The organism is Aeromicrobium chenweiae (assembly GCF_003065605.1).
GTDB lineage: Bacteria > Actinomycetota > Actinomycetes > Propionibacteriales > Nocardioidaceae > Aeromicrobium > Aeromicrobium chenweiae.
Genome location: NZ_CP026952.1, coordinates 3,376,771 through 3,392,025, shown reverse-complemented (window position 1 = coordinate 3,392,025; position 15,255 = coordinate 3,376,771). Strand labels below are relative to the sequence as shown.

At 70.5% G+C, this 15,255-nt stretch carries 13 protein-coding genes; 10 read left to right on the top strand and 3 right to left on the bottom strand.

The window, feature by feature from the left end:
- Positions 1-80 precede the first annotated feature (80 nt).
- Entirely contained in the window at positions 81-740 is a 660-nt protein-coding gene (locus tag C3E78_RS16485) for a TetR/AcrR family transcriptional regulator (protein WP_159085923.1), read from the top strand.
- 3 nt (positions 741-743) lie between these two features.
- Here C3E78_RS16485 and C3E78_RS16480 read toward each other — a convergent pair whose 3' ends face one another.
- Positions 744-2,099 carry an FAD-dependent oxidoreductase gene (locus C3E78_RS16480; protein ID WP_108580277.1) on the bottom strand — a complete coding sequence of 452 codons (1,356 nt, stop codon included), beginning with the start codon at positions 2,097-2,099 and terminating at the stop codon, positions 744-746.
- 176 nt (positions 2,100-2,275) lie between these two features.
- Between C3E78_RS16480 and C3E78_RS16475 the strand changes: the two genes are divergently transcribed.
- The 8 genes from C3E78_RS16475 to C3E78_RS16440 all read left to right on the top strand — a co-directional run bounded on the left by C3E78_RS16475 (position 2,276) and on the right by C3E78_RS16440 (position 12,701).
- On the top strand, positions 2,276-3,682 hold the full coding sequence (locus tag C3E78_RS16475; RefSeq protein WP_108580275.1) for a phytoene desaturase family protein: 1,407 nt from the start codon (positions 2,276-2,278) through the stop codon (positions 3,680-3,682).
- Positions 3,683-3,767: 85 nt separating this feature from the next.
- Positions 3,768-4,238: an FMN-binding protein gene (locus tag C3E78_RS16470; RefSeq protein WP_199906846.1), complete on the top strand. Its 471-nt coding sequence runs from the start codon at positions 3,768-3,770 to the stop codon at positions 4,236-4,238.
- Between the two features lies 1 nt (position 4,239).
- Positions 4,240-5,097: an FAD:protein FMN transferase gene (locus C3E78_RS16465; RefSeq protein ID WP_108580273.1), complete on the top strand. Its 858-nt coding sequence runs from the start codon at positions 4,240-4,242 to the stop codon at positions 5,095-5,097.
- On the top strand, positions 5,094-6,653 hold the full coding sequence (locus C3E78_RS16460) for an FAD-dependent oxidoreductase (protein ID WP_108580271.1): 1,560 nt from the start codon (positions 5,094-5,096) through the stop codon (positions 6,651-6,653). The genes C3E78_RS16465 and C3E78_RS16460 overlap by 4 nt, the downstream gene beginning before the upstream one ends.
- Positions 6,654-6,751: 98 nt before the next feature.
- A complete protein-coding gene (gene clpB, locus C3E78_RS16455; protein WP_108580269.1) occupies positions 6,752-9,337 on the top strand; it encodes an ATP-dependent chaperone ClpB in 2,586 nt (861 codons plus the stop codon).
- Between the two features lie 51 nt (positions 9,338-9,388).
- Positions 9,389-10,450: a hypothetical protein gene (locus C3E78_RS16450; RefSeq protein ID WP_108580267.1), complete on the top strand. Its 1,062-nt coding sequence runs from the start codon at positions 9,389-9,391 to the stop codon at positions 10,448-10,450.
- A gap of 62 nt (positions 10,451-10,512) precedes the next feature.
- Positions 10,513-11,889, top strand: a complete 1,377-nt coding sequence (locus C3E78_RS16445; RefSeq protein WP_108580265.1) for an NAD(P)/FAD-dependent oxidoreductase — start codon at positions 10,513-10,515, stop codon at positions 11,887-11,889.
- A 59-nt stretch (positions 11,890-11,948) separates the two neighbouring features.
- Positions 11,949-12,701, top strand: a complete 753-nt coding sequence (locus tag C3E78_RS16440; protein WP_108580263.1) for an enoyl-CoA hydratase/isomerase family protein — start codon at positions 11,949-11,951, stop codon at positions 12,699-12,701.
- 12 nt (positions 12,702-12,713) lie between these two features.
- Here the strand turns inward: C3E78_RS16440 and C3E78_RS16435 are convergent, their stop codons facing one another.
- Together C3E78_RS16435 and C3E78_RS16430 are read right to left on the bottom strand one after the other, a co-directional pair.
- Positions 12,714-13,463, bottom strand: coding sequence for a helical backbone metal receptor (locus C3E78_RS16435; RefSeq protein ID WP_108580261.1), 750 nt, complete (start codon positions 13,461-13,463; stop codon positions 12,714-12,716).
- Entirely contained in the window at positions 13,460-13,969 is a 510-nt protein-coding gene (locus C3E78_RS16430; RefSeq protein WP_159085922.1) for a thioesterase family protein, read from the bottom strand. Before C3E78_RS16430 ends, C3E78_RS16435 begins: the two co-directional genes overlap by 4 nt.
- 244 nt (positions 13,970-14,213) lie before the next feature.
- Here C3E78_RS16430 and C3E78_RS16425 point away from each other — a divergent pair, with 244 nt between their 5' ends.
- Positions 14,214-15,215, top strand: coding sequence for an ABC transporter substrate-binding protein (locus tag C3E78_RS16425; protein ID WP_243834204.1), 1,002 nt, complete (start codon positions 14,214-14,216; stop codon positions 15,213-15,215).
- Positions 15,216-15,255 lie beyond the last annotated feature (40 nt).

The window sequence follows — 15,255 nt, the reverse complement described above, 5'->3', positions numbered from 1 at the left end:
CCGGAATCGTGTCTCCACTTGAGGTCTGTGATGTCCCGCACAACTGGAAAGACTTTTCCGGTTAACGTATGATGCGACACATGACTCCCGGGACCGAAGTGACTGAGGCTGAGCGCCCGCTGCGCGCCGATGCAGCACGGAACCGGCAGCTGATCCTGGACACCGCTGCGGAGGTCTTCGCCGAGCACGGGCTGGATGCCGGCTACGACGAGATCGCGCGACGCGCAGGCATCGGCGTCGGCACGGTCTACCGGCGGTTCCCCGAACGCTCCGAGCTCGTCCAGGCCTTGTTCGAGACGCGCGTCGCGGAGATCGTCGCTGCCGCCGAGAAGGCGGCCGCGAACCCGGACGCCTTCGCCGGGCTGGTGTGGTTCCTGGGCTGGGCGGTCGAACAGCAGGTCGCCGACCGCGGCCTGAAGGAGGCGATGGCGCAGCTTCCCCCCGAGGACCTGCGCGCGATCGGCGTCGAGCGCCTCGCGCCTTTCGTCGACGCCTTGGTCGAGCGGGCACAGGCCGATGGCAGCCTGCGCCCAGACATCGCGTTCAGCGACCTGGGCCTGCAGCTCATGGTCCTCAGCTCGATGAGCACCAGTGCGCAGCCCGACCTGTGGCGCCGCTACCTCGCGCTGCTCGTCGAGGGCCTCCGCTATCGCCCGGGTCAGCCTCCCCTGCCGTTGTGCCCGCCCAGGGACGACGCCAAGTACGACCTCATGTGCAACATGCAGGGCCGTCCGGCCTGAGGCTCAGCTCCGGCTGATCTGGACCATCTCGTCGCGCGGGACGACCTTGACGCGTGCGCGTCCGGCCTGCTCGCCGAGGGCGATCTCGTGCTCGTCGAGCTTCTCCCAGCCCTCCCACGTCGTGAACTCGATGCCGCGGCCGGAGAGGTACGCGTCGACGTCCTCGGGGTCGGGGTTCGCCGGCGTCTGGAGGCGGTCGACGTCCTCCAGCAGCAGGCGGATCGTCTCGGCGGCGTCGGACTTGGTGTGGCCGATGAGGCCGACCGGTCCGCGCTTGATCCACCCGGTGACGTACGCGCCGGGCAGCGGCCCGCCGTCGATGTCGATGACCCGGCCGCCGTCGTTGGGGACGGTCGCGGAGTTGTTGTCGAACGGGATGCCGGCCAGGTTGTCCGACCGGTAGCCGACGGCACGGTAGACGGCCTGGACGGGCCAGTCCTTGAACTCGCCGGTGCCGCGGACGTTGCCGGTGCCGTCGAGCTCGGTGACCTCGGTGCGCAGGCCGACGACCTTGCCGTCCTCGCCGAGGACCTCGACGGGGTTCTGGCAGAAGTGGATGTGGATGCGGTGGTCGGCGCCCTTGGGCTCCTTGGCCAGGTAGTTCTGCAGCACGTCGACGACGAGCTTGACCGACTTGGAGGCGCGGATCGAGTCCATCGAGCCCTCGTCGAGCTCGAAGCCCTCGGGGTGCACGATGACGTCGACGTTCGGCGAGTGGTTGAGCTCGCGCAGCTCCATCGGGGTGAACTTCACCTGCGCCGGACCGCGGCGCGCGAAGACGTGGATGTCCTTCGCGGCGTTCGCCTTCAGGCCGTCGTAGACGTTCTGCGGGATCTCGGTGACCAGCTGCTCGTCCGCGGTCTTGGCGAGCATGCGGGCGACGTCGAGTCCGACGTTGCCGACTCCGAGGACCGCGACGGACTCGGCGGCCGGGTCGAACGGCCACTCGCGCGGGGCGTCGGGGTGGCCGTCGTACCAGTAGACGAAGTCGGCGGCGCCGAACGATCCCTGCAGGTCGATGCCGGGGATGTCGAGGTCGCGGTCGGCGCGGGCGCCGGTCGCGAAGATGACCGCGTCGTAGAACTGCTGCAGGTGGTCGAGCTTGAGGTCGGTGCCGTAGCTGACGTTGCCGAAGAAGCGGATGTCCGGGTTCGACAGGACGCGCTTGAGCGCCTTGACGATCTCCTTGATGCGCGGGTGGTCCGGGGCGACGCCGTAGCGGATCAGGCCGAACGGGGTGGGATCACGATCCAGGATGTCCACGCGGGCATCGACGCCCTCGGACTTGGTGAGGATGTCGGCGGCATAGATGCCTGCCGGACCGGCGCCGATCACGGCGACTCGCAACTGCCTGCTCATGGACTGCTCCTGGAGGACGGGAGTTCGGTGGGGAAGGACGACGACCCCTTAGGCAAGCCTAAGGGGTTGCCCCTCAGGACGAAATCCGTCTTGCGATGCGGCCCTGTGCACCGTGACGCACGTCACGCGGGGACGAGCGATGACAGGGGCTGCGAGGGTCCCACTAGGTTGATCGCATGACCTCAGCCGTCGTCGTGGGATCCGGTCCGAACGGCCTCGCGGCCGCCGTGGTGCTGGCCCGTGCCGGCGTGGACGTCACGGTGCTGGAGGCCGAGGACGGCATCGGCGGCGGCACCCGCTCGGCCGAGCTCAACGTCCCGGGCGTGCTGCACGACATCTGCTCCGCGACCCATCCGACCGGGGTGGCGTCCCCGTTCTTCCGCAGCCTCGACCTGGAGCGGCACGGGCTGGAGTGGCTGTGGCCGCAGGTGGAGGCTGCCCATCCCCTCGACGGCGGACGGGCCGGCGTGCTCTTTCGCGACCTCGACCGCACCGCGGAGGGGCTCGGCGCGGACGGGGAGGCGTGGCGCCGGCTCTACGCTCCGCTGGTCCGGCGCAGCGACGAGCTCATCGACGAGATCTTCGGGCCGATCGTCCACGTCCCCCGGCACCCCGTCCTGCTCGCGAGGTTCGGCCTCCGGGCGCTGCAGCCCGCGTCCTGGATCGCCCGCCGGTGGGAGAGCGACGAGGCACGAGCGCTGTTCGCGGGGCTCGCAGCCCACGCGTCGCACCCCCTCAGCCGCCCGACGACCGGTGGTCTCGGCCTGATGTTCGGCATGACCGGTCATGCGTACGGCTGGCCCGTGGCCAAGGGCGGCTCCGTCGCGATCGCCAACGCCCTGGCCGCGGACGTCGTGGAGCACGGCGGGCGCCTGGAGACCGGGCACCGGGTCACCGAAATGCCGCAGGCGGACATCGTCATCTTCGACACGTCGCCCGGGACGGTGCTGCAGGTGGCGGGCCACCTGCTTCCGGGGCGAGTGCGTCGGCCGCTGCGGAAGTGGCGGACCGGTCCGGGCGTCTTCAAGGTGGACTTCGCGGTCGAGGGCGGCGTCCCGTGGGCCAACGACTGGGCCGCCCAGGCGGGCACGGTCCACCTCGGCGGGACGTTCGAGGAGGTCGACGCGGCCGAGCGCGAGGTCCACGCCGGGCGCATGCCGGAACGCCCGTTCGTCCTGGTGTGCCAGCAGTACCTCGCCGATCCTGGACGGTCCGTGGGCGACGTCCACCCGGTCTGGACGTACGCGCACGTGCCGACCGGCTGGACCGGCGACGCGACCGAGGCGATCATCGGCCAGATCGAGCGGTTCGCCCCGGGCTTCCGCGACCGGGTCGTGGCGCAGACGACCAGCGGGCCCGCGCAGCTCGAGGCGCACAACGCGAACTACGTGGGCGGTGACATCGGTGGCGGGGCCAACGACCCGTGGCAGCTCGTGATGCGTCCGCGCGTGTCGCCGAACCCGTACTCGCTGGGCGCGAAGGGGCTCTACCTCTGCTCGGCGTCCACGCCGCCGGGAGGAGGGGTGCACGGCATGGGGGGCTTCCACGCGGCGACCGCGGCGCTCGCCGAGATCGGCGGATGAGAACTTCCTCATGGAGGAACTCGGCTCTGGGGCCCCTCGTTCTACCGGTTGAACCTTCATCCATTTTCCGACCAGGAGCCCGACGATGAAACTTCCCGCGCACAAGAAGATGCTGTCGGCCGCTGCGGCGGCCTCGGTCCTGCTGCTGACCGCAGCCTGCGGCAGCAACGACTCGGACGCCGCGTCGTCCCCCGAGACGTCCGCCTCCGCATCGCCCAGCGACGCCGCCGGCACCGACGGGGCGGACTCCGGCACCGGCACGTTCGCCGACGGTGACTACTCCGCCGAGGGCAGCTACAGCAATCCCGGCGGTCAGTCCACCGTGAAGGTGGACCTGACGCTGGCGGACGGCAAGGTCTCGGACGTCACGGTGACGCCGGAGGCCGAGAACTCGACCTCGAAGCAGTACCAGACCAAGTTCGCCGGCGGCATCGCGAAGGAGGTCGTCGGCAAGAGCCTCGACGAGCTCAAGGTGTCGAAGGTCTCCGGCTCGTCGCTGACGAGCCAGGGATTCAACCAGGCGATCGACGCCATCAAGGACGAAGCCAGGCCCTGACGTGCACGCCTGGGCGTTCGAGGCGATCGGCACCGCGTGGCAGATCGACACGCGGGAGCCGCTCCCGGCTGACGTGGAGGCCGATGTCCTGGCCCGGATCGACGGCTTCGACCGGACCTGGTCGCGGTTCCGTGACGACTCGCTCGTCACCCGCATCGCGCGCGAGCCCGGGGAGTGGTTGCTGCCGGACGAGGCGGGGGCCCTGCTCTCGTTCTACGACGAGCTGCATGCAGTCACCGACGGCGCCGTCAACCCGCTCGTCGGGCGCACGCTCGCCGATCTCGGGTACGACGCGGACTACTCGCTCGTCGCCGCGGCCGACCCCGCGCCGGTCCCGCGCTGGGAGTCGATCCGCTGGGACGCGCCGATGCTCACGACCCACGAGCCGGTCCTGCTCGACGTCGGCGCTGCCGGGAAGGGGCTCCTGGTCGATCTCGTGACGGCGCTCCTGGCGGCCCACGCGGCGGAGGCCACGGTCGACGCCAGCGGCGACATCCGTCACGGCGGCAGCGCCCCGCTGACCGTCGCGCTGGAGCACCCGGCCGACCCGACCCGGGCGATCGGCGTGGTCGACCTCGCTCCGGGCACGGCGCTGTGCGCCTCCGCGACGAACCGGCGGGCGTGGGGCAGCGGGCTCCACCACGTGCTGGACGCGCGGACCGGAAGACCCACCGAGGACGTCGTCGCCACATGGGTCGTCGCGCCCCGGTCCTGCATGACCGCGGACGGACTCGCGACGGCGCACTTCTTCGCCGAGCCCGGTGTCCTCGCGGAGCGCTTCCCGCACGACTTCGTGCGCATGCACGCCGACGGCCGCGTCGAGTGGTCGGCGGACTTCCCTGGAGAGGTGTTCACATGAGAGACCTGCTGGACCGTCAGCTCGGTCGCGTCACGATGTACCGGCTCATGACGCTGAGCCTGCTCCTGCTCGTGGCGATCTACACCGCGTTCACCGCCACGGGCGTCATCGAGGGGCTCTCGACTGGTGACAACCTGGTCTGCCTCGTCGTCCTGCTCGTCGCGTCGTACGCGAGCAACCGCCTGCTCGGGCTCGCCTGGCGGGTCCGTCCGCACTCGGAGTCGGCGGTCATCACGTCGCTGCTCCTGTTCTTCCTGTTCGTCCCCCTGCCGTCCACCGACACCGGCAACCTCGTGTGGCTCGCGCTCGCGGCCGTCCTGGCCAACGCGTCGAAGTACGTCCTCGCGTGGCGCGGCCGGCACGTGCTCAACCCCGCGGCCGCCGGCGCCTTCCTCGTCGTGGTGGGACAGGACCTGGTCGGCCGCGAGGAGCGGATCAACGCGATCTGGCAGACCGCCGCGACCGAGCGGCTCTTCCCGTTCGTGGTGGTCCTGGCGCTGCTCGTGCTGTGGCGGACGCGGCGGCTGGACGTCGCGGCGGTGTTCGTCGTGATCGCCGCCGTCCTGGTCGTCTCCCGCCTCGTGGACATCGCCGGTCCCGACCAGTCGTTCGTCGACGTCCTGAGGACCACGGCCTACTCGTACCCGATCGTGTTCCTCGCCGGCTTCATGCTGAGCGAGCCGCTCACGCTCCCGCCCCGCCGGCGCCAGCAGCTCGTCGTCGCCGGCGTCACGGCGATCGTCTTCGCGTACCCGATGTGGATCGGCTGGTTCACCGACACCCCGCCGTCGCTGGGGGTCTTCGCGATCACGCCGGAGCTGTCGATCTTGATCGGCAACCTGGTGGCGTTCGCGTTCGCCCGTCGCCGCGGGCTCGTGCTGGAGCTCGAGCAGTCCCGTCAGCTGACCCCCGAGACGCACGAGCTGACGTTCCGTTCCCGCCGGCCGGTCAGGTTCGTGCCCGGGCAGTACGTCGAGCTGACCGTGCCGCACGCCGGCACCGACAGCCGGGGCAGCCGCCGGACGTTCAGCATCGCCTCGCCGCCCGATCCGTCCGGCCGGATGTCGGTCGCGCTGCGCGTGCCGGAGCACTCGTCGAGCTTCAAGCGGGCGCTCCTGGACCTGGAGCCCGGGCAACGGGTCCAGGGGACGGGCATCGGCGGTAACTTCGTCCTGCCGCCCGACCCGTCCGTGCCGGTGCTGCTCGTGGCCGGCGGGATCGGGGTCACCCCGTTCCTCAGCCAGCTGCGGGACGGGTCGTCGCGCGACGCGGTGCTGGTCTACGGGGCGTCGTCACCCGACGAGGTGCCGTTCACCGAGGACCTCGCGGGGACGCGGGTCGTGCTGGTCTGCCCCGGCCGGCCGGCGACGCTGCCGGACGGCTGGTCGTACGTCCAGGCGCCGTTCCTGTCCGCGGAGATCATCGCCGACGCGGTCCCGGACCTCGGCACGCGCACCGCGTACGTGTCGGGTCCGCCGGCGATGGTCAACGCCGTCCGCCCCGGCCTGGCGAAGCGGTGCCGGCACCTGCGGACGGACTACTTCACCGGCTACTGACGGACCGGTAGGAGCCCCGACGTAAAGTTGACAGGAATGCACTCAACTTTGACAGTGTTGTGCTGAGTGACCCGTTCATCACGTCAGGAGCACCACCCATGGATCTTGCGAAGTTCACCACGCGCAGCCAGCAGGCGCTGGGCAGCGCGATCTCGGCCGCAGCCGCCGCCGGCAACCCCGCGGTCGAGCCGTCCCACCTCCTGCAGGCGCTGCTCACGCAGGAGGGCGGCACCGCCGGTCCGTTGATCCAGGCCGCCGGTGTCGACGTCCAGTCCATCTCCGCGGACCTCAAGGCGTCCCTCGAGGCGCTTCCCCGCGCATCGGGCGCCAGCGTCCAGAACCCCGGTCTCAGCCGCTCGTCCCACGAGGTGCTGCAGCGCGCCCAGGACCTGGCCGACCAGCTCGGGGACGAGTTCGTCTCGACCGAGCACCTCGTCGTCGGCATCGCCACGGTCGGGTCGGCCGCCCAGAACATCCTGCTCGAGGCCGGCGTCACAGCTGAGGCCCTGCAGGCCGCGTTCTCCGCGGTGCGCGGCTCGACCCGCGTCACCAGCGCGAACGCCGAGGACACGTACCAGTCGCTGGAGAAGTACGGCGTCGACCTCACCGCCGTCGCCGCGGAGGGCAAGCTCGACCCGGTCATCGGCCGTGACAGCGAGATCCGCCGCGTCGTGCAGGTGCTGAGCCGGCGCACCAAGAACAACCCCGTGCTCATCGGTGAGCCCGGCGTCGGCAAGACCGCCGTCGTCGAGGGCCTCGCCCAGCGCATCGTCGCCGGTGACGTCCCCGAGTCCCTGAAGGGCCGGCGCCTCATCTCGCTCGACCTCGCGGCGATGGTCGCGGGCGCGAAGTACCGCGGCGAGTTCGAGGAGCGCCTCAAGGCCGTCCTGACCGAGATCAAGGAGTCCGAGGGTCAGGTCATCACGTTCATCGACGAGCTCCACACCGTGGTCGGTGCGGGCGCCGGCGGTGACGGCGCGATGGACGCCGGCAACATGCTCAAGCCGATGCTGGCTCGCGGCGAGCTGCGGATGATCGGTGCGACGACCCTCGACGAGTACCGCGAGCGCATCGAGAAGGACCCCGCCCTCGAGCGGCGGTTCCAGCAGGTCTTCGTCGGTGAGCCGTCGCCGGAGGACACGATCGCGATCCTGCGCGGGCTCAAGGAGCGGTACGAGGCACACCACAAGGTGGCCATCTCCGACGCGGCCCTCGTCGCCGCGGCGACCCTGTCCGACCGCTACATCCCCGGCCGCCAGCTGCCCGACAAGGCCATCGACCTGATCGACGAGGCCGGCAGCCGCCTGCGCATGGAGATCGACTCCAGCCCCGTCGAGATCGACGAGCTGCGCCGCGCGGTGGACCGCCTCCACATGGAGGAGCTGCACCTGGCCAAGGAGTCCGACGACGCGAGCCGTGACCGGCTGGAGAAGCTCCGCATCGAGCTCGCCGACAAGCAGGAGTCCCTGCGGGCGCTCGAGCAGCGGTGGGAGGCCGAGAAGCACAGCCTCAACGCGGTCGGCGACATCAAGGAGCGCATCGACGAGGTGCGCGTCGCGGCCGACCGCGCCCAGCGCGAGGGTGACCTGGAGCAGGCCAGCCGCCTGCTCTACAAGGAGATCCCTGCGATGGAGCGTCAGCTCGCGGAGGCCCAGGAGGCCGAGTCGAGCGCCGAGCCGTCGATGCTCCACGAGGAGGTCGGCGCCGACGACATCGCCGAGGTGGTGGCGTCCTGGACGGGCATCCCGACCGGGCGCCTGCTCGAGGGCGAGACCGGCAAGCTGCTGCGCATGGAGGACGAGCTCGGCAAGCGGCTCATCGGCCAGAAGACCGCGGTGAAGGCCGTCTCGGACGCCGTGCGGCGCTCCCGTGCCGGCATCTCCGACCCGGACCGGCCCACCGGCTCGTTCCTGTTCCTCGGCCCGACGGGCGTCGGCAAGACCGAGCTGGCCAAGACGCTGGCGGAGTTCCTGTTCGACGACGAGCGCGCGATCATCCGCATCGACATGAGCGAGTACTCCGAGAAGCACTCGGTCAGCCGCCTGGTCGGCGCCCCTCCGGGATACGTCGGCTACGACGAGGGCGGTCAGCTCACCGAGGCCGTGCGACGCCGGCCCTACTCGGTCGTGCTGCTCGACGAGGTGGAGAAGGCCCACCCCGAGGTCTTCGACATCCTCCTGCAGGTGCTCGACGACGGACGGCTGACCGACGGCCAGGGTCGTACGGTCGACTTCCGCAACGTCATCTTGATCCTCACGTCGAACCTCGGCTCGGCGTTCCTCCAGGACGCGACCCTCGACGACGAGGCGAAGAGGGCGGCGGTCATGGACGTCGTCAAGGCGTCGTTCAAGCCCGAGTTCCTCAACCGGCTCGACGAGATCGTCATGTTCGACGCCCTCGGCACCGAGGAGCTCGCGCACATCGTCGACCTGCAGATCTCGGCCCTGGCCCAGCGCCTGGCGCCGCGCCGCATCAAGCTCGAGGTCACGGACGCGGCTCGGGAGTGGCTCGCGCTCACCGGGTGGGACCCCGCGTACGGCGCCCGGCCGTTGCGCCGGCTCGTGCAGCAGGCCATCGGCGACCGCCTGGCGAGGTCCCTGCTCGCCGGTGAGGTGCGCGACGGCGACACCGTCGTGGTCGACCGCGAGCCCGACGCCGACGAGCTGACGGTGCGGGCCGCGTAGCGCGCGGGGACGTCTCGGCGGCGGGTTGTCGCGGCATGATGGGATGACCCCATGACTGCGACCGCACCGAGACGTCCCCCGCTGCTCACGGCGGCGTGCGCCTACCTCGGGGGCATCGCCGCCATCCAGAGCATCCGCGCCATCTCCCTCGTGTCTACGTGGAACGCCGAGAACGGCGCCGAGAAGGTCTCGCCGCAGCTCGAGGCGCTGCGGGACAGCGGCATCTCGCAGGCTTCCGCGGAGTCCGGCTACAAGGTCTTCCTCACAGTCCTGGCCGTGCTGGCCGCCGCCGGGGTCGTCTTCGCGATCTACACGGCCCGCGGTGACCGGGCCAGCCGCATCGGGCTGACCGTCGTCATGGGACTGGTCGGGCTGTTCTTCTTCCTCGGCGCCACCGGCGGGTCGTTCTTCGACGCCGTGCTCGGTGCGCTGGCCATCGCGTTCACGGTCCGCCTCTGGACGGGGGAGTCCAAGGCGTGGTTCCGTGCCCTCGCCGGCGGTGCCCCGGCGGACGCCACCACGACGGCGGACCGCCGGCCCGACCCGTTCTCGACGCCGCCGCAGTCCCCCGTCGAGCACCCGGCGGCACAGCCGCCCGCGGCGCAGCACCCAGCGGCGCAGGAGCCCGTGCAGCAGCCGTACCCGGGCACCCAGCAGTACTGGAACCCGCAGCCGTCGTCGGAGAAGCTGCCCCGGTCGGTCGGCATCGCGGTGTGGACCACGTTCGTCGGCTCGATCGTGGCGGGTCTCGGGTCCGCGCTGATGCTGCTCACGTTCGTGGTCGCCGGCACGGACTACGACAGCGTGATCGCGCAGGGCGGCATCGGCGTCGACATGATCAAGGGCCAGGAGAGCCAGTTCAACACCGCGGTCCGCTTCCTGATCGTGATGAGCTCGATCTCGCTCGTCGCGTCGGCCGCCGGTCTGTTCGCGTCGATCCGGGTGCTGGTCACCAAGCGCTCGGGCGGGGTGTTCCTGTTCGTCATGACCGTCGTGACGATCGTCATCTCGATCATCGGTTTCCCAATCGGGCTCCCGTGGACGGTCGCCTCGGTCGTCGCCCTCATCCAGCTGCGGCAGCCGGAGGCCAAGCAGTGGTTCGCCCAGCCATGACGGTCGTCACACGCACCACGGGCGATGTGCGTCGTTTCAGGTGCGAGGACTAGACTGAAGACATGTCAGAGAGCACTGCGACCGGTCAGAAACGCCCCCACGTCGTTGTCGTGGGAGGCGGGTTCGGAGGCATCGCAGCCGTCCGCAAGCTGAAGCGCGCTGACGTCGACGTGACCCTCATCGACCGTCACAACTACAACACGTTCAACCCGTTGCTCTACCAGGTCGCGACCGCCAGCCTCAACCCCGGCGACATCACCTGGTTCCTGCGCGCGATCCGCGCGAAGCAGTCCAACGTGCGGTTCCTCAAGGGCACCGTCATCGCGATGGACCACGAGGCCAAGACGCTGCACCTCGACGGCGGGCTCGACGTCAAGTACGACCAGCTGGTCATCGCCGTCGGCGTGACCGCGAACTTCTTCGGCATCCCGGGCGCCGAGGAGTACTCGATGCCGCTGTACCGCCGCTCGCAGGCGCTCGCGGTGCGCGACAAGATGTTCGCCAGCCTCGAGGACGCCGCGATCAACGGCCAGGACCGCGACCTGCGCATCATCGTCGTCGGTGGCGGCGCGACAGGTGTCGAGACGGCCGGCGCGTTCGCCGAGCTGCGCAACAACGACATGCCGACGACCTACCCCGAGCTGGACACCAACCGCGTCCACATCACGCTGATCGAGATGCTTCCGCACGTGCTCGGCCCGTTCCACCCCAAGCTGCGCGACTACGCGCGCAAGTCGCTGGAGAAGCGCGGTGTCGACCTGCGTCTGGGGACCGCCGTCAAGGAGGTCCGCGAGGACGGCGTGCTCGTCGAGCACGACGGCGAGCAGGAGTTCCTGCCCGCCGGCATCGTCGTGTGGGCGTCCGGCATCACGGCGCACTCCACGGTCAAGGAGTGGGCGGTGCCGCAGGGCCGCGGCGGACGCATCGAGACCGACGAGCACCTGCGCGTCAAGGGCATGCAGGACGTCTTCGCGATCGGTGACGTGTCGGTCAGCCCCGAGGAGCCGCTCCCGCAGCTCGCCCAGCCCGCCATCCAGGGCGGCAAGCACGTCGCGAAGGTGATCGCCGCGGAGCTGGAGCACAAGAGCCTGCCCAAGCCGTTCAAGTACAAGGACAAGGGCACGATGGCCACCATCGGCCGTTCGTCCGCGGTCGCCGAGATCAAGTTCATGCCGCGCCTCACCGGCTTCCCGGCGTGGATCATCTGGGTCGCCCTGCACATCGCGACGCTGCTGGGCAACCGCAACCGGTTCGCGACGCTGATCAACCTGACGGCCAAGTACCTCGTCTGGGGCAGCCACAACGCGATCGTCGGTGAGACCCCGCCGGTCGTCGCCAACACGCCGTTGACGCTCGACGCGCACTCGCCGCGCCGGGGTGCCGCCAAGCGGGCGGCCGCGGCCAAGAAGGCGAGCTCGAAGGTCACCGCCGAGAAGTAGGCCGGCGGACCGCCTCTAGGCTGGGGTCGACCACGACTCCCAGCGCGAAGGCAGGACCCATGGCCGCAGTGACTCTCGAGACCGTCGACGGCGTCGGACGCATCGTCCTCGCCCGCCCCGACAACGCCAACTCCTTCGACCTGCCGACCGCCCGGGACATGGCGGTCGCGGTCGAGGGTCTCGCCGGCGAGGACGTCCGCGCGATCACGCTGACCGCCCAGGGCAAGCGCTTCTGTGCCGGCGGCGACGTGCCGTCGTTCCTCGCGTCCGACGATCCCTCGGCGTACCTGCTCGAGCTCGCGACCGTCCTGGAGGGCGCGTTGCGTGCCCTCGCCGACACGCCCAAGCCCGTCGTCGCCGGCGTCCGGGGAGCCGTCGCCGGGGCCGGCCTCGGCGTCATGCTCAGCGCGGATGTCATCATCGCCGCGGAGTCGACCAAGTTCGTCATGGCGTACCCCGGCATCGGCATGACGCCGGACTGCGGCGTCTCGTACCTGGTGCCGCGCGCGATCGGCCAGCAGCGCGCGCTGGAGTTCGCCCTGACCGGCCGGGTCCTCACCGCGCCCGAGGCGCGGGACTGGGGACTCGTCACCACCGTGGTCGCCGACGAGGAGCTCGACGCCGCCGTCGAGGACATGGCCCGAGGGTGGGCCGCCAGCGCACCCGCTGCGCTGGGTCAGGCCAAGCGGCTGATCCGCGGCGCGTGGGACGTCACCGGCCCGCAGACCGGTGCCGACGAGTCCGCGACGATCGCGGGCGCCATCACCACCGCCGAGGCGCAGCGCCTCGTCGCGGCGTTCACGTCGCGCTGACCGGGCCCCGGTCTAGCGCAGCGCGCGCTCGAGCTCGTCCCTGGCGGTGACCAGGGACGGGCCGTACCAGGTGAGGGCCCGCCCGGACACGAGCGTCGTCGGCGTCAGCGGGAAGGCCTCCGGTCCGTCGTCCGCCGTGAACACGTAGGGCTCGTCCGGCAGCAGGACGAGGTCGGTCCCGCTGGTGCCGATCGCGTCCAGCTCGACGTGCGGATAGCGGTCCTGGTGGTCGCCGAACGCGTTGACCAGGCCCAGCCGGGACAGCAGGTCGCCCGTGAACGTGCGTGAGCCGACGACCATCCAGGGGTCGCGCCAGATGGGCACCGCGACGCGTCGTGGAGGCACCCGCGCGGGCTCGGCCCAGACCCGCTCGGCCTCGACCAGCCAGTCCGGGACGCCCCAGCCGAGGGCCTCCACGAACAGCCGCCGCATCGACGCGAACGCCTGGTCGACCGTCTCGATCCGGGTGACCCACACCGGCACGCCAGCCTCGCGGAGGCGGTCCACGTCGAGCTCGCGGTTCTCCTCGTGGTTCGCGATGACGAGGTCGGGCGCCAGGTCGATGATCGCGGCCCGGTCGGGGTTCTTGGTCCCGCGCACGCGGGCGACGTCCAGGTCCGCCGGGTGCGTGCACCAGTCCGTCGCGCCGACCAGGGCCTCCGGCCGGGTCGCCGCCACGGCCTCGGTCAGGGACGGCACCAACGACACGACCCGGTGAGCGGGTGCCTCGCGGGTGACGGCGTGGCCGAGGTCGTCGTTCATGACCGGCGGCGGACGCCCATGGCGCCGCACAGGGGCGCCGGCCAGGCGAGGTCGTCCGCCTTCAGGCCGGTGTCGATCAGCGCGGCGACGTCCTCGGGGTAGGGCGTGGGACGCCGCGTCGACATGTCCATGTGGACGAGGGTCGCCTCCACGACGCAGGACAGCTGCTCGCGCGTGCGGTTGGCGATGAGGGTGACGGTGTGCAGCACCTTGTCGGACCGCTCGACCAGGCGTACGTGGACCGAGACCTCCTCGTCCTGGACGATCTCGGCGAGGTACGTCAGGTGGTGCTCGGCGGTGAACGTCGACATGCCGCGGGCGCTGATGTATTCGTCCCCCATGCCGAGGTCGGTGCGGCAGCGGGACCACAGCGCCGTGCCGCCGAGCTCGAGGTAGCGACCGATGTTCATGTGGCCGTTGAGGTCGATGAACTCGTCCGGCACCACACGCTCGATCTGCGCCGGGAGCTCGAGGACCTGGTCGTACGTGGGGAGGGAGGTGCTCACCCACCTGACCCTACTCATCGCGAAAGATTCCGGGGCCGGACCCTTGACGGCAGGAATGTTAGCGTTAACAATTTGGGTCACGGCCTACGTGTTCCACGTCACATCCGGGATGGCGCGGGTCGGCACCAGGGCGGATCCTCATCCGAGGTGAAACCCGGGGACGAGCGCGGATGTCCGCCCGCAACCGTCCTCGACCGGTCCGGGGTCACGCGACGTCGGGTCCCCATCCCACTTGGAGGAAACAGTGTTCAAGCAACTGATGACCCTGACCGCAGGCGTGGTGATCGCCGGCGGACTGGCTGCCTGCGGAGGCAGCGACGACGGCGGTTCCGGCAGCTCCGGCGGCGGCGGATCGGACGACCTCACGATGGGCTTCGCCCAGGTGGGTGCCGAGAGCGGCTGGCGCACCGCCAACACGAAGTCGGTGCAGGCCGCGGCCAAGGAGGCCGGCATCGACCTCAAGTTCTCCGACGCGCAGCAGAAGCAGGAGAACCAGATCAAGGCGATCCGCTCCTACATCCAGCAGCGGGTCGACGTGATCGCGTTCAGCCCCGTCGTCGAGACCGGGTGGGACACCGTCCTGCAGGAGGCCAAGCGCGCCAAGATCCCCGTGATCCTCACCGACCGCGCGATCGACTCCGACGACACGTCGCTCTACGAGACGTTCCTCGGCTCCGACTTCGTGGTCGAGGGGCAGAAGGCCGGCCAGTGGGTCGTGGACAACGCCGAGACGAACGACGTCGACAAGGACGGCACGATCAACGTCGTCGAGATCACCGGCACCACCGGCGCTGCCCCCGCGATCGACCGCAAGTCGGGGTTCGAGGACAAGATCTCGTCCGATCCGTCGATCAAGATCATCGCGTCGCAGACCGGCGACTTCACCCGTGACGGCGGCAAGAAGGTCATGGAGGCGTTCCTGAAGTCGAAGAAGGGCATCGACGTCGTCTACGCGCACAACGACGACGAGGGCCTGGGGGCGATCGAGGCGATCGAGGCGGCCGGCAAGAAGCCGGGCGTCGACATCAAGATCGTCACCGTCGACGCCGTCAAGGACGGGATGACCGCCCTGTCCGAGGGCCGGATCAACTACATCGTCGAGTGCAACCCCCTGCTCGGCCCGCAGCTGATGGACCTGGCCAAGAAGGTCGCCGCCGGCGAGGACGTCCCCGAGCGCGTCGAGACGAAGGAGACCGCCTTCGACCAGCAGCAGGCCAAGAAGGTCCTGGCCGACCGCCAGTACTGACGGCCCATCGCAGGTGCGGCCCTGCGCGTCGACGCGCGCA